This window comes from Candidatus Methanosphaera massiliense, assembly GCF_028890305.1.
GTDB classification, from domain to species: domain Archaea; phylum Methanobacteriota; class Methanobacteria; order Methanobacteriales; family Methanobacteriaceae; genus Methanosphaera; species Methanosphaera massiliense.
Window position 1 is genome coordinate 285,188 of the sequence record NZ_JARBXM010000001.1, and the last position, 23,199, is coordinate 308,386.

Annotated in this window: 21 protein-coding genes; 14 read left to right on the top strand and 7 right to left on the bottom strand. The window is 29.1% G+C overall.

The features are described from left to right. The first annotated feature begins 75 nt into the window (after nt 1-75). Entirely contained in the window at nt 76-1,377 is a 1,302-nt protein-coding gene (glmU, locus tag OTK55_RS01425) for a bifunctional sugar-1-phosphate nucleotidylyltransferase/acetyltransferase (protein WP_274870150.1), read from the top strand. Nucleotides 1,378-1,432: 55 nt separating this feature from the next. Here the strand turns inward: glmU and OTK55_RS01430 are convergent, their stop codons facing one another. Genes OTK55_RS01430 through OTK55_RS01445 form a run of 4 tightly spaced genes read right to left on the bottom strand, consistent with a single transcriptional unit; the run spans nt 1,433 to nt 3,231 of the window. Continuing rightward, the gene (locus tag OTK55_RS01430) at nt 1,433-2,032 is read right to left on the bottom strand and encodes a hypothetical protein (RefSeq protein ID WP_274870152.1); all 600 of its coding nucleotides are present in this window, start codon (nt 2,030-2,032) and stop codon (nt 1,433-1,435) included. A gap of 6 nt (nt 2,033-2,038) precedes the next feature. Beyond that, entirely contained in the window at nt 2,039-2,632 is a 594-nt protein-coding gene (locus tag OTK55_RS01435) for a hypothetical protein (protein ID WP_274870154.1), read from the bottom strand. Further along, entirely contained in the window at nt 2,616-2,897 is a 282-nt protein-coding gene (locus tag OTK55_RS01440; RefSeq protein ID WP_274870156.1) for a hypothetical protein, read from the bottom strand. The genes OTK55_RS01435 and OTK55_RS01440 overlap by 17 nt, the downstream gene beginning before the upstream one ends. After that, nucleotides 2,881-3,231 carry a hypothetical protein gene (locus OTK55_RS01445; protein ID WP_274870158.1) on the bottom strand — a complete coding sequence of 117 codons (351 nt, stop codon included), beginning with the start codon at nt 3,229-3,231 and terminating at the stop codon, nt 2,881-2,883. The genes OTK55_RS01440 and OTK55_RS01445 overlap by 17 nt, the downstream gene beginning before the upstream one ends. A gap of 317 nt (nt 3,232-3,548) precedes the next feature. On the opposite strand from OTK55_RS01445, the gene frhA reads away from it, so the two are divergent. From frhA to OTK55_RS01470, 5 genes are all read left to right on the top strand, one after another. Beyond that, nucleotides 3,549-4,769, top strand: a complete 1,221-nt coding sequence (gene frhA / locus OTK55_RS01450) for a coenzyme F420 hydrogenase subunit alpha (RefSeq protein WP_274870159.1) — start codon at nt 3,549-3,551, stop codon at nt 4,767-4,769. A 14-nt stretch (nt 4,770-4,783) separates the two neighbouring features. Next, on the top strand, nt 4,784-5,254 hold the full coding sequence (gene frhD, locus OTK55_RS01455) for a coenzyme F420-reducing hydrogenase, FrhD protein (protein ID WP_274870160.1): 471 nt from the start codon (nt 4,784-4,786) through the stop codon (nt 5,252-5,254). Nucleotides 5,255-5,333: 79 nt separating this feature from the next. Then, entirely contained in the window at nt 5,334-6,089 is a 756-nt protein-coding gene (gene frhG, locus OTK55_RS01460; protein WP_274871730.1) for a coenzyme F420 hydrogenase subunit gamma, read from the top strand. Nucleotide 6,090: 1 nt separating this feature from the next. Continuing rightward, a complete protein-coding gene (frhB, locus tag OTK55_RS01465) occupies nt 6,091-6,987 on the top strand; it encodes a coenzyme F420 hydrogenase subunit beta (protein ID WP_274870161.1) in 897 nt (298 codons plus the stop codon). 81 nt (nt 6,988-7,068) lie between these two features. Beyond that, complete coding sequence (locus OTK55_RS01470) at nt 7,069-7,749, top strand: DNA alkylation repair protein (protein WP_274870162.1); 681 nt, start codon at nt 7,069-7,071, stop codon at nt 7,747-7,749. Between the two features lies 1 nt (nt 7,750). Here OTK55_RS01470 and OTK55_RS01475 read toward each other — a convergent pair whose 3' ends face one another. Next, nucleotides 7,751-8,320, bottom strand: a complete 570-nt coding sequence (locus OTK55_RS01475; protein WP_274870164.1) for a M48 family metallopeptidase — start codon at nt 8,318-8,320, stop codon at nt 7,751-7,753. Nucleotides 8,321-8,481: 161 nt separating this feature from the next. Here OTK55_RS01475 and OTK55_RS01480 point away from each other — a divergent pair, with 161 nt between their 5' ends. Then, nucleotides 8,482-9,675, top strand: coding sequence for an NAD(P)/FAD-dependent oxidoreductase (locus OTK55_RS01480; RefSeq protein ID WP_274870166.1), 1,194 nt, complete (start codon nt 8,482-8,484; stop codon nt 9,673-9,675). A gap of 31 nt (nt 9,676-9,706) precedes the next feature. On the opposite strand, the gene OTK55_RS01485 is transcribed toward OTK55_RS01480, so the two are convergent. After that, nucleotides 9,707-10,531: a Cdc6/Cdc18 family protein gene (locus OTK55_RS01485; RefSeq protein ID WP_274870167.1), complete on the bottom strand. Its 825-nt coding sequence runs from the start codon at nt 10,529-10,531 to the stop codon at nt 9,707-9,709. Nucleotides 10,532-11,070: 539 nt separating this feature from the next. On the opposite strand from OTK55_RS01485, the gene OTK55_RS01490 reads away from it, so the two are divergent. The 3 genes from OTK55_RS01490 to ade all read left to right on the top strand — a co-directional run bounded on the left by OTK55_RS01490 (nt 11,071) and on the right by ade (nt 14,528). Then, entirely contained in the window at nt 11,071-11,280 is a 210-nt protein-coding gene (locus tag OTK55_RS01490) for a hypothetical protein (RefSeq protein WP_274870169.1), read from the top strand. Then, nucleotides 11,277-12,284, top strand: coding sequence for a hypothetical protein (locus OTK55_RS01495; RefSeq protein WP_274870170.1), 1,008 nt, complete (start codon nt 11,277-11,279; stop codon nt 12,282-12,284). Before OTK55_RS01490 ends, OTK55_RS01495 begins: the two co-directional genes overlap by 4 nt. 615 nt (nt 12,285-12,899) lie before the next feature. Then, nucleotides 12,900-14,528 carry an adenine deaminase gene (gene ade / locus OTK55_RS01500; RefSeq protein ID WP_274870171.1) on the top strand — a complete coding sequence of 543 codons (1,629 nt, stop codon included), beginning with the start codon at nt 12,900-12,902 and terminating at the stop codon, nt 14,526-14,528. A 5-nt stretch (nt 14,529-14,533) separates the two neighbouring features. Here ade and OTK55_RS01505 read toward each other — a convergent pair whose 3' ends face one another. Continuing rightward, entirely contained in the window at nt 14,534-15,133 is a 600-nt protein-coding gene (locus tag OTK55_RS01505; protein ID WP_274870172.1) for a DUF447 domain-containing protein, read from the bottom strand. A gap of 277 nt (nt 15,134-15,410) precedes the next feature. Between OTK55_RS01505 and OTK55_RS01510 the strand changes: the two genes are divergently transcribed. The 4 genes from OTK55_RS01510 to OTK55_RS01525 all read left to right on the top strand — a co-directional run bounded on the left by OTK55_RS01510 (nt 15,411) and on the right by OTK55_RS01525 (nt 23,000). Then, nucleotides 15,411-15,974, top strand: coding sequence for a GMP synthase subunit A (locus OTK55_RS01510; RefSeq protein WP_274870173.1), 564 nt, complete (start codon nt 15,411-15,413; stop codon nt 15,972-15,974). Nucleotides 15,975-16,005: 31 nt separating this feature from the next. Further along, nucleotides 16,006-16,932 (top strand): glutamine-hydrolyzing GMP synthase, encoded by a 927-nt coding sequence (gene guaA, locus OTK55_RS01515; protein ID WP_274871732.1) that lies wholly within the window; start codon nt 16,006-16,008, stop codon nt 16,930-16,932. 117 nt (nt 16,933-17,049) lie between these two features. After that, a complete protein-coding gene (locus OTK55_RS01520) occupies nt 17,050-18,357 on the top strand; it encodes an ATP-binding protein (RefSeq protein WP_274870174.1) in 1,308 nt (435 codons plus the stop codon). A 251-nt stretch (nt 18,358-18,608) separates the two neighbouring features. Next, a complete protein-coding gene (locus tag OTK55_RS01525) occupies nt 18,609-23,000 on the top strand; it encodes an Ig-like domain repeat protein (protein ID WP_274870176.1) in 4,392 nt (1,463 codons plus the stop codon). The last annotated feature ends 199 nt before the right edge of the window (nt 23,001-23,199 follow it).

A 23,199-nucleotide genomic window follows, 5' to 3' on the forward strand; every position in this document is an offset into this window, starting at 1 on the left:
ATAATAAAATATTAAAATTTATTATAAAATGAATACTAATATAATAATAATATAATAAAGAAAGGGTGAATATTAATGAAAGCTATAATATTAACAGCAGGTGAAGGAACAAGAATGCGTCCTTTGACAACAACACGACCAAAAACTATGCTAATTACAGGTGGAAAACCATTAATACAATATAATATTGAGTCACTAAGAGATGCAGGAATTAAAGATATAACCCTTGTTGTAGGATATAAAAAAGAAGTTATAGAAGAATACTTTAGTGACGGAAGTAAATTCGGTGTAAACATTAACTATGCTGTCCAGGAAGGCCAATTAGGTACAGCACATGCAATAGGAAGTGCTGAAAAATATATCGATGAAAGTTTCATAGTTCTAAATGGAGATATTATTGTAAGCTATGATCTTATAAGAAATTTAATTGAAAAATATGCTACAAGAACAAGTAATAATGTTAAATCAGTGCTCACATTAATTGAAGTTGATAATCCTTCTAATTATGGTGTTGTTTCAACAATAAATGATAAAATAGTTGAAATTGTTGAAAAACCTGCACCTGGCGAGGCTCCAAGTAATCTTGCAAATGCTGGAATTTATTTATTTAGTACAGAAATATTCGATGCTATAAGAAAAACTAAACTATCCGAACGTGGAGAATACGAGATAACAGATTCACTTAAAATAGAATTAGAAAATGGATGGGAAATACTTGGATTAATATCTCATGAACCTTGGATGGATGTTGGAAGACCATGGGAGTTATTAAAGAGTAATCAAGACTTCCTTGAAAAAATGGAAGATGATATTGAAGGAGAAATCGAAGAAAACGTTACTATTCATGGTCCACTACACCTTGGTAAAGGCAGTATTATTAGATCAGGATGTTATATTCAAGGTCCAGTATTCATAGGAGAAAACTGCGATGTAGGCCCTAACACATATCTCAGACCATATGCTTGCTTATGTAATGACGTAGATGTTGGTAATGCTGTTGAAATTAAAAATAGTATTATTATGGATGGAACCAATGTTAATCATTTATCATATGTTGGAGATTCTGTTATTGGTGTAAACTGTAATCTTGGTGCTGGAACTAATCTTGCTAACCTACGATTTGATGATCAACATGTACGCGTTACTGTTAAAGGTAAACGTGTGGATTCTGGTCTTAGAAAATTAGGCGCTATCTTTGGTGATGGTGTAAAAACTGGTATTAATACCAGTGTTAATCCTGGTGTAAAAATAGGTAATGGTTCATTTATTAACGCAGGATGTGTTCTCTATAGAGATATTGACTCTTATTCATTAGTATCCACAAAAACTAATTTGATTGTTAAAGAAATTAAACATAAAAAAGAAGATGAAAAATAAATCAAGAAAAAACTTTTTTAATCTTCCCTCTTTTTATTCTTTTTTTAAAAAAATATTATTTTGTAGAATTATACTCAGTTATTATTGTTGTTGTCGTGTTCCCTGTTCTTGTTGTAGTTATATTCTTATTAAGACATTCTGCAGGATTTATATTAATATATTGCACATATCCACCACTACCACTTGTATTTTCATCAACATCTAAATATGTGGATAAATCATTTTCGTTAATTGTATTTAATATCACTGTCCCATACATTGAAAATATTACTGCTATTATTGCTAATACTAGTAGAAATGTTGTTGCTGCATAGTCTCCTTTTGTATCATTTTCCAAGTAATTCTGTGGTCCTGTGAATGTCGTTATTGTGAATGGATATAGTAATTTACATCCTTTTTTTGATAATAATGATATGAATATTGATGAGGTGAATCCTATTGCTAATGAAATCATTATTATTGGATAAACTATTGTAAAAGCTATTATGGGTATGTATATTATTAAACTGTTTCTATAATTTTCTGGTAGTATTATGCTTATTTGTGAGCCAATCACTGTAAATAATAATCCATGGTAGAAATGGGGTAGTTTTAGAATATATGATATTATACAGTATAATATTATTGATGTTAATAATTCATTTATGTTACTCATGCTTATCTACCTTGTTATGTAGTAGAACGTTCTGTACATTAATAGTGTAAACCATAATGCATTAACAAGATAATGTAAAATACTTAATTGTACTCTGATGAATGTTATGAATACTAATAAAGACAATAATAAAAGAAGAGAATACGTGATATTCACACTTTGATATCTATTATCATTAAATCCATTTTTATCTATGATTATAAAATGGTTTAGAAATTCAGGTTCTATGACTTCTTCATCTTCTCGGATATTTGCTATTATTTGGATTGATTGTATTTGAGATAGTTCTTTATAGTAGGATAATTCTCTTTTGGATAATTGCTCGAAGTGATCAAGGTATATGTGTGTTTGTGTATCTTTTGATTTTTCTGTAATCTCTTCTAGTAATTTGCTTATTGTCTTATTTTTTGTTTCTGATTTTTTGTCAATTGTTCTCAGTATTTGTTCAATAGCTGTTTTTCCCTTTTTTGGTGATATGATATAGATTGCCTTAATTGTTTTATCTCGTTTTTTATAGCATTCATATAATTCTCTCTTATAAAGTAGCACATTATTATGTTTTTTAAGTTGTTCTGTTATTTTATCATTGGCCTTGTTCATTTAATATTTCCAATTCATATCTCTTCATACTGTATTCTTTTGTTTTTTCAACACCCACATATTTTAGAGAAATAATGTCACCAATATTAGTAGCCTCCATTATAGAATCTAATTGTACCTTTCCCCACACACAATAAGTCACATCTCCATCCTGAATCTTATATAACCTAGTGTTATATTTTCCAACATCAGATAATTTATCAACAAGTACTCCTTCAATCATTTCACCTTTCTCAGGATTCCAATATTCAGTCTTTTCTTCCATGTGTCTCCCTTCTTTCAATATAATATACTTTCATAGTATGTCCATTATTTGTTGTCTTACATCCATTATATGTTATTCTAATATAATCTTCAACTTCTATTTCAGACATCAATTCATCTAATTGAGTTTTACCCCAAATTTTTATTTCTTTATCATTTTTATCTAATAAAATATATAAATTCTGGTCATATTTCCCGACAGATTCAATTCTATTAATTAATTTTCCCTCCACCACATCTCCTAATTCTGGATTCCATACATTTCCTGTTATAGGCTTCCATTCATCAGAATCATTTTCACTTGGAAAAAATTTAATATTAGACCACCTCCACATATCTTATCCAGAATATACTCAGTTTCATAGATATTAATATGTAAGAACGTTAAAAACTGCTTAAACGCTATACTAAAAAATTAAGCATTTAAAAGACAATAACATGTTAAAAAGGAATTAAATATAGAACAGATGTTTCCAAAAAAGAGTCAACACAAATAAACTGTAAACAACTAAAATTTCCAGAAATAAATTAGGTATCCCTGTAAAAATAACCAAATAAATATAATTTTACAAAAAATAAAATAACTAAGAAAAAACAATATATTATTATAAGATTATGTTTTTTAAATCTGAAAGAAAATAGGTGATTAATTTTGAGTGAAACGATAGTAATATCTCCAACTAGTCGTCAGGAAGGACATGCTGAATTATCAATGGAAGTTGATGATGAAGGAATAGTAACAACAGGACGTTATTTTAGTATTACGCCTGTAAGAGGAATAGAAAAAATAATTATAGGAAAAAGACCTGAAACAGCACCAGTAATAGCACAGAGAATTTGTGGTGTTTGTCCAGTTACACATACACTTGCATCTGTAGAAGCTATTGATGATTCATTAAAAATAGAAGTTCCAAAAGCTGCAAGAATCTTAAGAGAAATAGCACTTAATGCTCATATCATAAACAGTCATGCAATACATCATTTTCTAGTAGCACCAGATTTTGTACCAGATGATCAATATGACACAGTAGTTAAAAATGTTTCAGAAATAAGAAAAAATGTACAATTTGTTGAAGACACAGTAGCTGGTGAAGGAATTCATCCATCAGATATAAGAATTGGTGGAATGGCACATAATATTACAAAAAACGCTAAGAATAAGATAAAAACCAGAATGGAAGGACTTATGAGTCTATTAGAGGAACATGTTGAAACAATGATTGGTCTTGTTCAAGATAAAGATTTCCCAGAAAAACTAGGAACACACAATCAACCAGTATTTGCATCAGACGATACATACGGTTCCAAAAATGGAATATTATATAATGAAATTGAAGAAATATTACCAACATCATGGTATGATTTACCAGAAATAGGTAAAAGAGCATGCTCACAAATCCCATTATATCAAGGAAATGTTGTTGAAACAGGACCAAGAGCAAGAGCAAACAAATATCGTAAATTCAAAGAAGTAGGAGTTAAAGCTCAGCACATTGCACGTGCACAAGAAATGATAAATTCCGCACAGAAAATTATTGAACTAGTGGATAAACTTGACACATCAGCACAGGTAATGGCAAAATATGACCTTAATGGAACAGACCGTCTTGGTATCGGTGTAATTGAAGGACCTAGAGGAACAAATATCCACACAGCTAAAGTATCACCTGAAGGATATATTAGTGATTACAATGCAATAGTACCTACAACATGGAATATTCCAACAATGGGTATTGCAACAGAAGGATTCCATTATAAATATGGCCCACATGTAATAAGAGCTTATGACCCATGTTTATCCTGTGCTACACACATGGTAATTGTGGATGATGAATCAAAAGAAGTAATAAAAGAAGATACTATCCAAATATAATTGAAGGGGATTTGATGTCATATAATCATGAAAATCTCATCGTTGGATGTGGAAACATTCTGTTTGGAGACGATGGCTTTGGTCCAGAGGTTATTAAATACATGAAAGATAATGAAATAGAAATACCGGGAGATACTTGTCTCGTGGATGGGGCAACTAGTGCTCCTCATTATATATTCTCATTACCTGAAGATGAATGGAAAAATATTATAATCATAGATATAGCCTCTATGGATAAGAAACCTGGAACAGTAGATGTACTCGAATTAAACCAGGTGAAGGAACAGGACAGATACATGGATGTTCATGGTATCTCTGCTACAATGCCATTACATGATTTAGAAGAAAAAATAAATATTAAAATAGTAGCTTGTCAGCCAGAAAATGTTCCAACAGAAATGGAAATCGGATTAACAGAAACACTTACACAGAGCATACCAAAAACTGTTGAAGCTACTCTTAATGTTTTAAATGATATGTTATGATAAAAAATAGACTAAAATAAAGGAAATTAAATTAAATTGAGTGAAGGTGAAACTCTTGTTTGAAAAAATTAAAGAAAAAATTGTCAAAGACGAGGATGATGTTAATAATACACCAGATTTATCTCAAGATAAATTAAAAATAGGTTACATCCACTTATCTGGTTGTACTGGTGATTTAATGTCATTTACAGAAAATTATGATGACCTTGCAGATTTACTCCATGCTGTAGACATAGTATATGGACAAACACTCGTTGATAAATGGGAAATGCCTGAGATGGACTTAGTTCTTGTTGAAGGATCCGTATGTCTGGAAGACGAACATTCCCTAAAAGAATTACAGGAAGCTAGAAGTAAATCTAAACTACTTGTAGCTTTAGGTTCCTGTGCATCTACTGGTGGATTCACAGTATATGCTAAAGGAGGTCAACAAGCCCAACCAAAACATTCATCATTCTTAGCATTACAACACCTAGTTAAAGTAGATCTTGCAGTACCTGGATGTCCACCATCCCCTGAACTTATTAAAAGAGTCTTACTTGCAGCAGTAAACAATGATATGGATTATCTTAAACCATTCATGGATTTTGCTAGTAACCAAGAAGCATGTGGCTGTGATTTACAGAAGAAAATTATTAACCAATCAATCTGTGTAGGATGTGGAGCTTGTGCAGCGGCATGTCCTACAAGAGCTATGACCATGCAAGACGGAAGACCATTATTTAACTGTGACCGTTGTGTTAAATGCGGTTCTTGTTACTACCAATGTACACGTAGCTGGTGGCCTGTAGACGAAATTTATAAAGAATTAGGATATAATAAGGAGGAGGTCTAATATGATTTACGATTCTGTTCTTGGACCACACCAGGAGATTATAACAGCAAAAGCTTCTGATAAAAAAATAACAAGTAAAGCACAAGATGGTGGAATTGTATCTGCTATACTTATATATGCATTAGAAGAAAACATTATTGATGGTGCAATTGTAGCTGGAGAAGGTAAAGAACCATGGAAACCAGAGCCTCATGTTGCAACAACCAAGAAAGAAATATTAAAAGCTGCTGGAACAAAATACACAATGTGTCCAAACCTTGCTTTAATAAAAGAAGCAACACGTGCTTATGGTCTTGAAAAAATAGGTACTGTAGGAACTCCTTGCCAGGTTATGGGACTACGTAAAATGCAAGCTTACCCTATAGGTCTTAGAAATGCATCAGATAAGATAGCATTAAGTATAGGTATTTATTGTATGGAAAACTTCCCATATGAATCATTGAAAACATTTATTGAAGATGATATTGGTGTTAAACCATCCCAAGTTACAAAGATGGATATTTCAAAAGGTAAATTATTCATAACACACACTGAAGGTGAGGGTAAAATACCTATAAAGAAAACTCATGGTTTTGAACAATCAGGATGTAATTATTGTTTAGATTATGTTTCTGAATTAGCTGATATATCCTGTGGATCTGTAGCTGCTAAACCAGGATGGTCTACTATTATAAAACGTACTGATAAAGGATCATCCATTATTGATAAAGCAGTAGAGGAAGGCATTCTTGAAACTATGGAAACAAATGAAGGTAAATATGGTATAGAGTTACTTAGAAAATTAGCAACTAATAAGAAAAAGAAAAATCAGAAAAATATTGATAAAAAATTAGATTTAGGTTTAAAAGTACCATTTACCCATTCTAAAAATAAAAATGATCCTCTTGAAAACAGGTAGTTATACAACTATACTGTTTTTCAACTTTTACTTTTTTTAATAAATTTAAACAATTAAACATTTATTAGGAGACTATTTTATATGCAACTAGATGAAGTTCTTGGAATACTTGAAAAAGAGGGAAATCCTGATGATGTGAAAGGAATGGCTCGTTTTGGAATTAATCCAGATAAAGCATATGGTATACGAGTCCCGGTTCTAAGAAAAATAGCAAAAACTATTGGTAAAGACCATGAACTTGCCATCGAATTATGGAATTATGGTTATCATGATACTAAACTTCTTGCAACTATGATTGATGATCCGACTAAAGTAACATCCGAGCAAATTAATAAATGGGCATACTCCTTTGAAACATGGGACCAATGTGACCAAGCTTGCAGTAATTTATTTCGTAAAACAAGGTATGCTTATCCCAAGATACATGAATTTTATGATAAAGAGGAAGAATTTGTTAAAAGAACTGCATACTCATTAATAGCTACTCTAGCCGTACATGATAAGAAAGCCTGTGATGATGTGTTTATTAACCTATTTCCCATAATAATTAGTGGTTCATCTGATGAAAGAAATTTTGTTAAAAAAGCAGTTAACTGGTCTTTACGACAAATTGGAAAAAGAAATAAGATTCTTAATCAGAAAAGTATCCTGTTAGCAGAAGAAATATTAAAATTAGATACTATAAGTGGAAATTGGATTGCACATGATGCTTTACGTGAATTGAAAAGTGAAAAAGTTCAGAAGAAATTTAAAGATAAATAACTCATCCTTCCTTTTTTATTAAATACCAGTATTCATTTAAACGTGAATCATAGCTTTTATAATCAGGAAATTCTTTTTTAATTATGTTAAAGAATTTATCACTATGGTCCAATATTATAAGATGAGCTAATTCATGATATATTATGTATGCTATTAGATCTTCTGGTAGATATATTAAATCCTTAGATAGTGTTACATTTCCTAGACTGCTACAGCTACCCCATTTTGTGGTCATGTGTCTGTATTGTATTCGTTTAACATTGACATTTAATTGATTTTGGTATTTTTCAAAAAATCTGTTTGTTATGTTTTTAAATTCTTTTTCGGTTCTTTGAATTAAATATATATTTCTCGTTTGTTCTTCTAGTTTTACATTGACTTCGTCATATTCCACTAGTTTATCATAAATCCATTTTTCTTTTTTATGAATACATTCTTCAATATTTCCATCGTATCTTTTTGGCAGGATTAGTCTTAATTTACCGCCTCTTAATTCATATCTTATGTATTTGACTTTACGATAGTCTACAGTGTATTCTATTTCTCGATCTTTTATTTTTGTTTTAAGCATTTTATTTCTCATATATATTTATTAATTAATTATTATTTCATGTATTATCTAATATATTCTTGTTGTTTTCCATCATATGTGTAAAATAATTAATTCAAGAAGATTCATATATAATAATTAAACAAAAATACCTCTTATTAAACAGATGGATGGAAGATAAAATGAACAAAGTAAAGGAAGTTGATGTTTTAATTATTGGGGCAGGTCCTGCAGGATCTATTGCAGCAAGAGAAGCCAGTGCAAATGGTGCTAAAACATTAATTATTGACAAGAAATCAGAAATTGGCAATCCTAAAAGATGTGCTGAAGGTATAATTGACGGCGTTCTTGAAAAAATGAATATTGAATTAGACGAAAGATGGATTGCTCGACGAATTGATGGAGCACGTATTGTATCACCAAATAATACTAGTGCATGGTTTACCTCTGAAAATTTAGATACACCTGCTACAGGTATTGTATTAGAACGTAAAGTATTTGATAAACATGTTACAATGGACGCCATTCGTAGTGGTGCTGAGGTAATGATTAAAACAGAAGCATTATCAATGAAGAAAGTTGACGACTATTTCCTTGTTGATATCAATGGATTTAACACAGATATTACACAAATTAAGGCACATATTGTTATTGGTGCAGATGGTCCTGAGGGTCATGTAGGTGCCTGGGCTGGTCTTAACACAAAAGTTCCTCTGGAAGAAATGGATTCAGGTATCCAATATGAAATGACTAATCTTAAAATGGACAAAAATAATACGCTCGAATTCTATTTTGGTAGCGTAGCACCTGGTGGCTATGTCTGGTTTTTCCCTAAAGGTTATGATACTGCTAATGTGGGTATCGATGTAACCGGAGCTAGGGCTACTAAGAGTGCTAAGGAATATTTAGATGATTTTATTGCCAATAATTATGCTACTAAAGATGCTCAAATCGTGGAAGTTAATGTTGGTGGAAACCCATTATGTGGAGTATTTGATAAAATTATAACAGACAATCTTATGCTAGTAGGTGATGCTGCTGGCTGTATTAATCCTATTACTGGTGGAGGTATTGACACCGCACTTGAAAGTGGTATGATTGCAGGTCAAGTTGCTGCTAGAGCTATTAAAGAGGAAGACTATTCTGAGGATAATTTAAAGGAATATTCAGATTATGTTGAAGAACATATAGCTAAGAAGTTTAGAAAGTACATTCACATTAGAGATTTCCTTTATGGCTTAGATGATGATGATTTAAATGAGTATATCAGTGCTGTAGCTAATGCTGGACTTAGTACTCTTTCAACTAAATCTTTACTTAAAGCAGTAGTTAAAATGTCTCCAAAAAAATTATTTAAATTACGTAAGTTATTATAATTATTAGTTATTCTAACTTATTAATCCCTTTTTATGATATTGCTATTATTTCATCTATGTCTTTATCTGTTATATGGTCTCTGTTTTCTGATTCTATTTTTTGTCCAAGTATGTTTAGTATTGCTAATCCTCTTCTTAAATCCGTGTATTTTGTTGCATAATTACTTATTCTTCTTATTTGATTTTCAGTTATTACTCCATTCTTGAATCCTAAATCGCATCTATATTTAAGGATGGAATACATTTCTTCACTTGTATAATCCTCAAATTCTATTTCATGACCTTGTAGTATGCTTTGAGCGTTGCGTTCAAGTTCATATTTGAAGAAAATATTATTTATTGTTATTATTAAAGCTATATTAGAATGATAGAACTCATTTGCCCTGAATAATTCATTGATTAACTTATTTGACTCATTATTACTTAGATAGTTTATATCATCAATTGCTATTATAAATGATTCCTCTTCTAATTTCTTCATTACTTCTTCCTGTATTATTTCAGTGCTTACACTTTTTCTTGCTTCATATCCAAATAAGACCCTGTATATTTGAAAGTAACACTTACGTGACGTGTCTTGTATGTTACAATTTATGTAGCATGTTGATAGGTTAGTGTATTCCTCTATTTCTTTTAATGCATGTTTAAGAACTGTTGTTTTCCCTGTGCTTGTATTTCCCATTATTATTGTATTTATTGCCTTGTTATTTTTTAGTAATGGTTTTATATTTATTAGTATGCTCTTTAGTTGTTTATCTCTACATTGTATTACTTCTGGCAGATAGTCTATACTGAATATATCCTGATTTTTAAATACAGAATTATCTGAATTTAGGATTTCTTCAAAAATACTCATGTCTATTCACTCTCTTATTTATTGTAATTAATTAAAGGTCCATCTCACTATTATTTGATTATTATGGGATAGTATATAAAAGAAACCGGGTCTTGAAAAGTAATAACTTTGAATTAATTTTAGTTAACTGCTATTAATTAGTATTTTATTTCGTTATATTCTTTTTAGAGGGGTGTGTGTCTCCGTCTATGAGTATGAGAATAGGACAGTCTTAGAGGCTCTAATTACTTTATAAAGTATTAATATTATAGTAATAATCATAAACAAAATTAAATAAGATTTAATTAAAGTATCCATGAAAAATAGTAGATTAAAAATAATAAGGAGGGATTAAAATAAATAAAAAAAATAAAAGACATAAACATAAAAGTATTCTGAAAGTTAACTCCGAAAACAACATAGACTCAATAATAGAAATATTCCAATACTTCAGCAACAAATACAATGTAATAGCAACACCTCTAGAAAAAGGAATACAATACCAAATTAAAGACCATAAAATCACCCAGACATATAAGACAACATTACTAGATAAAAACATGAATGAAATAACTAGAAAACTAAAAAACAATGGTAAAATAACAATAATAATTATAGACAACTTAAAAAAGAAAAATAAAAGAGAAAATAAGGAGATTAACAATAAAATAAGGGAAATAAATAAGATAAACAATATTAATACCAAAATAACCACACAAGAAGACACATTTAAAACCCTCTCATCTATATTAAGTGGTGAAAAACCATGAAATACAATAACATATACAAAAAAAGAAACAGGTACTATATTCAAAAAACAATTTATAATCAAAAAATAGAATATGGTTCTTTCTCAAGATTAGATGATGCAATAAAACAAAGGGACAAACTAATAAAATACGATTGGATTAAATGTAAAACAACAGGCTACCCTAAAAGAGAACATTTCCCCAAATATCATATTAGGAAGGATGAAGAGGAAAAATATATTATAATAAACAAGAAAAGAGGTGGTATGATTTATGGCTCATATAAAAGTTACAAATATGCTAAACTAGTAAAGAAGATATTACCCTACTATACTACAAAAGTAGATATAAAACTCATAGAAAAACAAGCGGTAAAAGAGTTTTACAAGTATATCTCATATAATAAGATTAACAATCGCTACTATATATACTATAAAGGATATGTACTCGGAACATATGCTAATCTTGTAACAGCACTACAGGAACGAGATCTTATAGTAAAATATGATGGAAACGAGGAATTAATGTGTGAGGATCCTACATCAATATATACCTACGATAAATCAAAACTACCACCCTTTCCTAAAAAAATAGAAAATATTGTTTATGAAAACACGTATAAAAACAAGTATCGTGTACGTAAACAAATAAGAAATAACACAATCACAATAGGACGCTATCCTACATACAATTTAGCAGTACTGATAAGAGATTATTTAGCAAAAAATGGGTGGAATGAAAAAACCATCAAACACGTAACAAAGGTTACAGAAACAATTCAAAAAAGAAATAAAAATATTCACAAACGCAATGGTAAATACTATGTAGAAACAATGAAAAATGGAAAAATAAGAATATACGCCTGTTATGATAATCTAGAACTTGCAAGATATGTAAAACAAAATTTAAAAGAGGACAATTGGAAAAAGAAGAACATAACAAAATATGAAGAAAACTATTATCATCTTGGTTATAAACCCCTATACTATTACGATGATACTGATTTCCTAAAAGAAGAATCATAATAACAAAAAAAATACCCTTTTAAATTTACTTTTTAAAATAAAAATAACATAAAACTTCGATTAATAAAATAAAAAAGAAAACAAGCTCATAGATTTTAGTAATAAACCTGTTTCATGGAAATTATCCTTTTATATAATTAAAATACATTAGTATTACTTTTTTATTTTTCAATATTCTTTATTTTTTAATGTTAGATGTATTTCTAGTGTAATTCATTTTTTTATCATTTATTATTAGTATTATTTAATTTTAAAAGTTTAAATTAACTTTTAAGAAGGCTCTTGTTCAAAATCAATCTGTTTTTTATAGAGCCCAAATCCTAATATTAATACATCTTTTTATAATAGCAATAAACATATATTTTATTATAGTATTTAAAAATTAACACTTTAATTTAATAAAAATTAAATTAAAAAATAATGGATTTCTTAAATTATCACTTTTTTAAATGACTAGAACTGTTAAACTCTTAAATATGGGGAAAAATGTATCTTAACAATGGGAATATAGACTATTTATTTTTAAATTAAGTCAAACAAGATACATTACAAAAAAGATAAACGAAATTTAAGAGTATAACTATGTTTTTATAATATTAGGGGAGTATTAATAAAATGATTATAAAAGGAAATATTTTAAACGTATTTACCGACGAGATATATCCAGGAGAAATCGAAATTGAACATGGAATCATCCAGTCAATAAAAGAAGTAAACAAAGATTTTAATGACATAATTGTTCCTGGATTCATAGATGCACATATACACATTGAAAGTTCAATGGTAACACCATCACGATTTGCTGAAATAGCATTGAAGCATGGAACTACATCAGTAGTAGCAGATCCACATGAAATAGCAAATGTCATGGGAGTTGAAGGAATAGATTATATGGTAAATGATGCAAAACACACACCACTAAAATTTTACTTTTCAGCACCATCCTGTGTACCAACAACAAAATATGAGACATCAGGCGCTGAAATTGATAGTGAAATAATCGATAATCTACTTTCAAGACCTGAATTTGTATCATTAGGAGAAGTTATGGATTATTATGGAGTAATTAATGAAAATAAAAACATAATCTCCAAAATTGAAGTAGCAAAAAAACATGGGAAACCTATTGATGGACATGCACCCCTGCTTAGCGGAAAAAATCTTCAAAAATACGTAAAACATGGTATAAGCACAGACCATGAAAGTACCACTAAAAGAGAAGCAGAAGAAAAAAGAAGAATGGGTATGAAAATAATGATTCGAGAGGGCTCAGAATCACATACCCTCGAAGAACTTATTCACAGCAACGGAGAATTCATAGTATCAGATGATCTTAGAGCAGATGACCTTATCCAGGGACATTTAGATAAATGTCTTCGTAAAGCAATAGACTTTGGTATGGATCCATTTGAAGCAATAAGATTAGTAACATTAAATCCTGCTGAACATTATAACCTAAATGCTGGAAGTATTAGTCCAGGTAAATGTGCAGATTTAGTATTCATTAATAATCTAGAAGACTTCAAAGTAAAAAGAGTAATAATAAATGGTAATACTATATTCAAAAAACAAAAATTATTATATCGTGCAAAACCAAAACCACTAGCCACCACTCTGCATATTACTCCTAAAAAACCAGAAGACTTTGACTTGAAAGCAAAAAATCCATCATGCAAGAGTGCAACAGTAAACGTGATTACTGTTCAGGATAACACTATTATAACTGGAAGAAGTAGTGCTAAATTAAATATTGATAAAGGTATTATTAAACCATCAGTATTTGAAGATGTTCTCAAAATAAGCGTAGTTGAGCGTTATGGTGGAAATACTATTGCTAATGGATTTGTAAAAGGTTATGGAATAAAAAACGGTGCTATAGCATCTAGTGTAAGTCATGATTCACATAACATAATTACTGTTGGAACTAATAGTAAATACATGGCTAGAGCTACAAATAAAATTATAGAAAACAAGGGTGGAATAGCAGCAATATCCAATAATGACAAATTAGATCTACCATTACCTATTGCTGGATTAATGAGTGATAAACCAGTTGCTGATGTTGCAAAGAATTCTACAGAATTAAATGAACTAGTTCATAAAATGGGCTGTGATTTAAGAAGTCCATTTACAACATTATCATTCATGGCATTATCTGTAGTTCCTTCACTTAAAATAACTAATAAGGGATTATTTGATGTTGATGCAAATAAATTTATTAATGTAGTACAGCATGAAGATTAATATTACTAATCTTCTATGTTTAATTCTTTTTTTATGAGATTTAATGATTTATTATGATTTTTATTTCCTGTTTTTCTTATGATATTCTCTGATTCTATGATTTTATTAATATAACTTGTTTTTTGATTAGAGTTCATATAGTTATAACGTGTGTAATCTACCAGTAACTCAATTATTTTAGTAGTAGCCCTATTTATTGCGGGAACTTGAATATTTTCTTGTTTTATATCAGTTACTGTGGAGAATATTGTTGTTATAATATTTTCTCCGTATTTATCGTTATTTTTTTGTTCTATTATCTTATTTACTTTTAATCTGAGTATAACTGTTGCTTCTTTTAATATATTGTTATTTTGATAGTCTTTACTTGTTAATTTGTTAAGTGATGCTTTTGTATATATTAAAGGATTTAATGTGAATTGTATTAGAAATTCTTTATTATTTTTTATATTGTTTAGTGTTTTATTTGGAAATAAAGTTAATACTACTTGTTTATCTTGAATTTTCATTCCAAATGGCTTAGTATGTGGTTTCTGATTGTTTGTTGTTGTTACTAATACTTCAAAGATAGTATTTTCGGGTAAGTTTATTGTTGATTTATTCATTTTTCTATTATCCTATTATTAGTAATTCTACTATTATTAAGTTAAATTTATGTTCTTTTTTATTATTATCCTATTAAACGTATAGTTTTATAATAGGGATTAGATTCTATGCTAATTATTATACAATCTATAATATAAGAATAATTATTATAATATCTATTATCATAATATAATATATAAAAAGTAAAAAGTTAGATTATAACAACTATTTTTATTTCATTAAGAAAAATAATTGTATAGTTGTTTTAACTTATTTTAATGAAATATGGGATTTATCATGAGCATTGTTATTATTAATAATTTTGGACAGTATAATCATAGAATATCTAGAACATTAACATACCTAGATATAGAAAATAAACTTATGCCTAACACCACTCCTCTTGAAGAGATAGAGAATTTAAGTCCTGATGGTGTAATTTTAGGTGGCGGTCCTTCAATAGAGAATATAGGTAATTGTAAAGAGTTTATTCGTAATCTAGATGTTCCTATATTAGGTATTTGTCTAGGACATCAAATTATAGCTGAAACATTTGGTGGCGAAACTAAATCTGCAGAAGTTGAAAGTTATGCTCAGATTGAACTTAATATCCTAAAAGAAGATGGATTGTTTAAAGATATTGGTGATACTCTTAAAGTATGGGCTTCACACAAAGATGAAGTTGTTAAATTACCTGAAGAATTTGAAATACTTGCAAACTCTGAGGAATGTGATGTTGAATCTATGAAACATAAAGAAAAACCAATTTATGGTATTCAGTTTCATCCAGAAGTACAGCATACCCCACGTGGTGGCGAGATATTTGAAAACTTTAATGCTATATGTGAGAGTTGGAAATAAATATATGTAAAAGGTTGTTTGGATTACTATGATGATGGATACGGAAAAATTTATAAATGAAGCAGTAAAAAGTATAAAAGAAGAAGTTAAAGATGAAAAGGTTATAATAGCATTATCTGGTGGAGTAGATAGTTCTGTTGCATCAGTACTTGCATCTAAAGCTATTGGAAATCAATTAGAAGCTATTTTTGTAGACCATGGATTACTTAGAAAAGATGAGACAAAAGAAGTTGAAGAAACTTTTAAAGATAGGTTAAACTTCAAATTAATAGATGCATCTGATGAATTTATAGAGGCTTTGAAAGGAGTTAGAGATCCTGAGAAAAAACGTGAAATTATAGGTCATAAATTCATAGAAGTTTTTGAAAGAGAAGCTAAAAAAACAGGAGCAACATACTTATTACAAGGTACCATAGCACCAGATTGGATTGAAAGTAAAGGTAACATAAAATCACACCATAATTTAACACTACCTGAAGGATTAGTCCTCAAAATAATTGAACCTCTAAGAGAATTATACAAAGATGAAGTAAGAGAAGTAGGAACAACACTTGGATTACCTGACAAAATTGTACACAGACAACCATTCCCAGGACCTGGACTTGCAGTAAGAGTACTTGGAAATGTAACAGAAGAAAAACTTGAAATATGCCGAGAAGCTAATGCAATACTAACCAAGAATGTAGAAGCAGAAGGACTTGACAAAGATCTTTGGCAATACTTTGTAGTACTAACAGACAGTAAGGTAACAGGAGTAAAAGGAGACCAGAGAGACTTCGGATACCTAGTAGTTATAAGAATGGTACAATCATTTGATGCTATGACAGCAAACGTACCCGATATACCATGGCCATTTTTACATAAAGTAGCACAGGAAATAACAGCAAATGTACCAGAAATAACACATGTATCTTTATCATTAAGTAATAAACCACCAAGTACAATAGAATTCGAATAAAAAAAAATAAAGGATTCCAATACCAAATACTCATAATTAACCCCCTTAAAACTTTTTTTTTAGAAATTATTACTTAAAAATTACAATTAAAAAAGATATAATCGAGATGAATATTACATGTACCATCTAACATCAAAATTATTAGTATATAGAAATATTGACGATGACAGTATATTATTCCAATTAGCAGACATATTCAAAGAATATGAACTAGGAAACTATGATAAAGAAGAAATAATAGAAAAAATCTACATACAAATGAATAGATTACTCTCTCTTGCAACAAGTTATGGTTTCAACACGAATCTATGGCATAACTATCTAACATACCTACTAGCAACAACAGAAAACCCATTCACACTAGTATCAGAAAAAAACGGGGCACAATCAGGAACAGTGAATGAATTTGCAAAAAACGATTTTAAAATATTCAAACAATTATTTGACTATGATTTCACAAAAATAGAAGATGATTTAAATATCAACTGCTTCACCACTATACAGAACTATAATTCCATAATTAAAAAAGAACAACTATACAATAAGGATGTAAGCATCAAAGTACAGGAACTAAGTAACAACATAGAAAAAGCAAACAATGAAAATGAAATATATGAAATAATAACAACATTCTACAAGAAGTATGGTGTAGGAAAATTCGGATTAAACAGAGCATTTCGTATATCACATGATTCCTCATCAGAATTTCTTATTCCAATCACATCCCTTGATGATGTTGTTCTTGATGATCTTGTAGGCTATGAATCACAAAAAGAAAGATTAGTACAAAATACAAAAGCATTTGTTGAAGGTAAAAAAGCAAATAATGTATTATTATATGGAGATGCAGGTACTGGTAAATCAACAAGTATCAAGGCAATTCTTAACCAATTCTACAGTCAAGGTCTTCGAATGATAGAAATGTACAAACACGAAGCAAAATATCTCTCTAAAGTAATAAGTACGATTAAGAACAGAAATTATCATTTCATAATATACATGGATGATTTATCATTTGAGGAATCAGAAAGCTCCTATAAATATTTAAAAGCACTGATAGAGGGTGGATTAGAAACTAATCCTGACAATGTGTTAATATATGCAACATCCAATAGACGTCATTTAATAAAAGAAACTTGGAATGAACGAACCAATGTAGCATCTGATGATGAAATGTATAGATCAGACACTATTAGAGAAAAATTATCTCTTGTAGATAGATTTGGAATATCCATAGGTTACTATAAGCCAACAGTTAAAGAATACTTTGATATTGTAACAACGATAGCTAAAAGATATCCTGAAATCAAAATGTCGGATGAGGAATTAAAACAAAAAGCAAATATCTGGCTAAGAACACATGGAGGACCATCTGGCCGTACAGCACAGCAATTTATATACTACTTATTAGGCAATATCCAATAATTCTCTAATAAAATCTAATATGGGTAAATGAACCCCCTTTTCTTTACTTTTTTTACAAATATAATCCTTATTTTAATCAAATAGAGTATTACTTAATTTATTAAAAAACATACTTATCAAATCAAGAACAAATCTAAGAATAATATAAACCAAGTTAGGTTTTACTATATAGAAAATAAATTTACTTAACTTATAGATTAATACCAGTTATAATTTATAGATAAAATTATAAATCAATGAGGGAATATTAAATGAATTTTAAAAAAGGAATAATCTTATTAATATTCATTACATTACTAACTGTTGGTTCATGTTATGCTAGTGATAATTCAACGGATACTTCCGAGACACTAGAAAATAATATAATTTCATCGGAATCCACAGCTAACACGTTTGAAACCAATGATTATAATGAATATTCAGATTCAGACAATCCTGATGATACTATAAAATATTATAAAACAGCAAGTGGTCATAATAAGGAAAAAGTATCAGAAATCTACGTTAATAAGGATAAAGGTAATGATAAAAGTAGTGGTAACAATACAAATCCATATAAAACTATTGATAAAGCACTTGACAAAGTATCTACATCAAATGACTCCATTATTCACATTAGCCATGGAACATACAGCCTCAGTAAAACAAGAAAAATAGCTAATTGTACTACTCTTACAATAGTTGGTGAAGATAAGGATAATACTATTATTAACTTAAACCATCATAAGGGTTTCATATTAAATAATGTTACAATAAATATTCAGAAGTTAACATTAACTAATGCAAGTCATTCTGGTCAAGGTGGAGTATTCACAATCGAATCTAATGTATCATTTAATGCAGATGATTGTATATTTACAAATAATGATGCTGTTGTTGGAGGAGTACTATTCACATCCCTAGATTATAATAATATTACTATAACTAATAGTTTATTTAGAAATAACAGTGCAGATAACCAGGGAGGAGCATTACAAGTGGGTGGCGAACATACTACAACTTTAATACATAATTGTTCTTTTATTAATAATTCATGTGATCCAAATGTTGATAATGTTACATTTAGACGTGTTGGTGGAGCTATATACTCTGGAACTTATGGAGTAACATATGTTGATTTATGTAATTTCATAAATAACACTGCAGTTAATGGAACATGTATTTTTAGTGGTTCACATGCACAATTATATCTAACTAACAGTAATTTCACATACAACAATGCAAGTAATAATCAACATATAAACACTCGTGGTACCGTAACTATTGCCAGTGGTATTGGAAACATTACTAATTGTTACTTTGCATATAATAATGCAAGTTATGGTGCTGCTATTAGTATAAATAGTGGTGAAGAAGCAAATATCACATCATGCGTATTCTATTCTAATAAAGCACGTACCCTTGGAGGAGCCATTTATAATTATGGTGACTTAAATGTTGTTAATTGTAAATTTATTAAAAACTGGGGATCAAATAGAGGTGGTGCTATTTTAGATAAAGGTAATAAAAATGTGAATATCATAAACAGTACTTTCACAGACAACAGTATTAGAATAACCGCTGATACCTCCACAGATAATCCTCAGGGAGGAGCAATTAGTATTTCCGGACCTGCCATAACATTCAATATCGATAATTGTACATTTAACAATAACAGTGCATATTATGGTGGAGCCATATATTCAAAGGATGATGCTAAAAACATTAACATAAATAACACAGTATTTAAAAATAATGATGCACAATATGGTGGAGCAATATACAGTGATGGTGTTGGTCTTAATATCAGAATAGCTAACTCTGCATTTAATAATAATAATGCAAATAATAATGGAGGATCAATAGTATATAATGGATTATTTATTACTTCACTTATAACTGACACTGAATTTACTAACAATAAAGCTATTAACTCTCCAAGAGGTGAAGGGGGAGCAATATACATAGGAAAATATGCAACAATAACTATGTCTAATACAACATTTGTTAATAATACTGCAAATACTTATGGTGGAGCTATATCTGTTCAGTCTTCCCTGTACCTTAGTATTATTAAATCATTAATTAAAAATAACACAGCTGTCACTGGTGGAGCAATATATCAGAATAATAGTGTAAATTATGGAGTTTTTCCTTCAACAATCCAATTAAAAACAAGTATATTGGTAGATAACGGAGGAATTTATCAAGTATATTCAGAAAAACCATATGATTCTCAATACAATGATAACTGGATAAATTGGACATGGTTCGGACAAAACAATGTTCCTCTAACAGCCGCACATAATTTCAACATAACAAAAAATTATCTATTACAAATATCTGAGGATAATATCCTACCTCGGGACTGGTTAAATAAAACAATTACCATAAAGTCAGGAGGTATCTCTGAAATAACAGTATTCATATATTCTGTGGTTACAAAACAAGATAAACTAACACTTGATTATGGTTATACGGATGATTTCCTAAAAACTGTGAATATTGAAATAACAAAGAATGATAATGTTACATATACATTACCATTATATATATCAGAAAATATTGACATAACTGGTGTTAAAAAATTAGATATACTCTTAGATCATCAGAAAATTATTTTAACTTTAAATAATGATAATATTACTACGATAAAGACAAATATAATAGGTTCCGATATAACTAGGACTATTGGTGAAAAAGTAATAATAAATGGAAGTGTAAAAACAAGTAATGGAACATTAGTTAATAATGGAACTGTAATAATAAGAATCGATGATAATACTGTTGCTCAGACAAGTGTAATTAATGGAAGATACGCTTATGAGTATACCATTCCATCATATGATGCTGATAAATATAAACTAACTTACAATTATATCGGTGAATACCCTTATGATAATTCAATTATAACAAAAACATTAACCATACTAAAACAAGACACTAAGATAACAACAAACAATGTAAAAACATATGTTAAAAACACGACAATACTTAATGGAACAGTGACAACAATCAATGGAACACCAGTTGCTAATGGAACAATAACCATAAAACTTAATGAAAAAACAATAGGACAAACAAAAGTAATCAACGGAAAGTACACATACAAATATACAATTCCAATAACAACCACAACCAATAACATCATAACATATACCTATGATGGAAATTCCCAGTGCAATTCATCAACAGTATCCAAAAACTTCACAATATTAAAATACAAGACTAAAATAACAGCAACCGATGTTGTAGGAGTTATAGGAACTATTATAAACTTTAATGGAACAGTAACAACAAATAATGGCACATTAGTTAATGATGGAATAATAAACATAAAACTTAATGGAAAAACCATGGGAAAAACCAATGTAACAAAGGGAAAATTCACATACACATATACAGTTCCAGTATTCAGTGCAAAAAATTATATATTAACATACACCTATGGAGGAAATTCCATATACGATGGAAGTACCTTGAATAAGACCTTTAGAATAAAAAAAATAACTACTAAAATAACAACAAACAACGTTCTAGGAGTTATAGGAACTACTGTAAAACTCAATGGAACAATAACAACAACTAATGGAACCAAAATAAACAATGGAACAATAAACATAAAAATCAATGGAACAACAATAGGACAAACAAAGATAATTAATGGAAAGTACACGTATAATTATACAATTCCAATAATAACTGCAAAAAGTTATACATTAACTTACACATATGGAGGAAATTCCATATACGATAGATGTACTACAAGTAAAACAATTAAGATAAATAAGCAAACTACAAGGATAACAACAAATAATGTAAAAGGATATGTTGGAGAACCCGTTATTCTTAAAGGTACATTAACAACAACTAATGGAACTAAAATAAATGGATCTGTAACTATAAAACTTAATGGAAAAACTGTGAGAAAAGTAACAGTGACTAATGGTTCATTTAGTTATAATTATGTTATACCCGCATATCATGCGAATAATTATACATTAAATTATATCTATGATGGTACGTCCCAGTATAATACTTCATCTGCAAATAAGATTTTCACAATATTAAAACATGATATTGTAATAAATGCAAGTGATGTTAGTATATACGCTGGTGAAACTGTTAATCTTAAAGGAACTGTTAAAGCTAGTAACGGAACAAATATAATGCAAGGTACTGTAATAATAAAGTTCAATGGAAGAGTAATAGGACAAGCAAATATCACAAACAGTACATTCCTATATAAATATAAAATACCTGATTGTACTGCTAAAAACTATACATTAACTTATACGTACAATGAAAGTACTAATTATAACAGTTATCAATTCAACAGTACCTTGAATGTGAAAAACCAGACATCTATTATAAAAATAAGCAGTGTAACAAAAAAAAGTGATAAATTAAAATTCACTGTGCAGATTAAAGGATCAAAAACAGCAATCCCTGCTACTGCTGGAAGTGTAGTATATAAAATTGATGGTAAACTAGTTAAGGATTCAAATGGAACTATTATAAAAACTACTATTAGAAATGGTACTGTTGTTATAACATATACTATTCCTAAAAGTATTCGTAAGGGAACACATACATTAACAGTAGTTTATTATGGAGGAAAAAGTCTTCGTGGAGGTTATACTTCAACAAAAGTTACAATCTGAAAATTTCATTAACTGAAAATATTCTTCTCCATAAATTTCTTTTTTTTATAAAAATATTATAGTAAACATGATATTTATCTTTGATTAAAATCGGATAAATAAATTATTTCAAACTGATTATTCCTTATTAAATTAAAAAAAAAATTATAAAAAGTTTCTTAGTATTTTAATAGTATTTTTATTATTTATTTAGAAAAAT

Coding starts and splice junctions, on each gene's coding strand:
- OTK55_RS01435 (WP_274870154.1), bottom strand. CDS start 2,632: ATGAACAAGGCCAATGATAAAATAACAGAACAACTTAAAAAACATAAT.
- OTK55_RS01490 (WP_274870169.1), top strand. CDS start 11,071: ATGAATGAAATAACTAGAAAACTAAAAAACAATGGTAAAATAACAATA.
- OTK55_RS01510 (WP_274870173.1), top strand. CDS start 15,411: ATGAGCATTGTTATTATTAATAATTTTGGACAGTATAATCATAGAATA.
- OTK55_RS01525 (WP_274870176.1), top strand. CDS start 18,609: ATGAATTTTAAAAAAGGAATAATCTTATTAATATTCATTACATTACTA.
- OTK55_RS01480 (WP_274870166.1), top strand. CDS start 8,482: ATGAACAAAGTAAAGGAAGTTGATGTTTTAATTATTGGGGCAGGTCCT.
- OTK55_RS01470 (WP_274870162.1), top strand. CDS start 7,069: ATGCAACTAGATGAAGTTCTTGGAATACTTGAAAAAGAGGGAAATCCT.
- OTK55_RS01475 (WP_274870164.1), bottom strand. CDS start 8,320: ATGCTTAAAACAAAAATAAAAGATCGAGAAATAGAATACACTGTAGAC.
- OTK55_RS01440 (WP_274870156.1), bottom strand. CDS start 2,897: ATGGAAGAAAAGACTGAATATTGGAATCCTGAGAAAGGTGAAATGATT.
- OTK55_RS01495 (WP_274870170.1), top strand. CDS start 11,277: ATGAAATACAATAACATATACAAAAAAAGAAACAGGTACTATATTCAA.
- OTK55_RS01485 (WP_274870167.1), bottom strand. CDS start 10,531: ATGAGTATTTTTGAAGAAATCCTAAATTCAGATAATTCTGTATTTAAA.
- frhB (WP_274870161.1), top strand. CDS start 6,091: ATGATTTACGATTCTGTTCTTGGACCACACCAGGAGATTATAACAGCA.
- OTK55_RS01445 (WP_274870158.1), bottom strand. CDS start 3,231: ATGTGGAGGTGGTCTAATATTAAATTTTTTCCAAGTGAAAATGATTCT.
- glmU (WP_274870150.1), top strand. CDS start 76: ATGAAAGCTATAATATTAACAGCAGGTGAAGGAACAAGAATGCGTCCT.
- OTK55_RS01520 (WP_274870174.1), top strand. CDS start 17,050: ATGTACCATCTAACATCAAAATTATTAGTATATAGAAATATTGACGAT.
- ade (WP_274870171.1), top strand. CDS start 12,900: ATGATTATAAAAGGAAATATTTTAAACGTATTTACCGACGAGATATAT.
- OTK55_RS01505 (WP_274870172.1), bottom strand. CDS start 15,133: ATGAATAAATCAACAATAAACTTACCCGAAAATACTATCTTTGAAGTA.
- frhD (WP_274870160.1), top strand. CDS start 4,784: ATGTCATATAATCATGAAAATCTCATCGTTGGATGTGGAAACATTCTG.
- OTK55_RS01430 (WP_274870152.1), bottom strand. CDS start 2,032: ATGAGTAACATAAATGAATTATTAACATCAATAATATTATACTGTATA.
- guaA (WP_274871732.1), top strand. CDS start 16,006: ATGATGGATACGGAAAAATTTATAAATGAAGCAGTAAAAAGTATAAAA.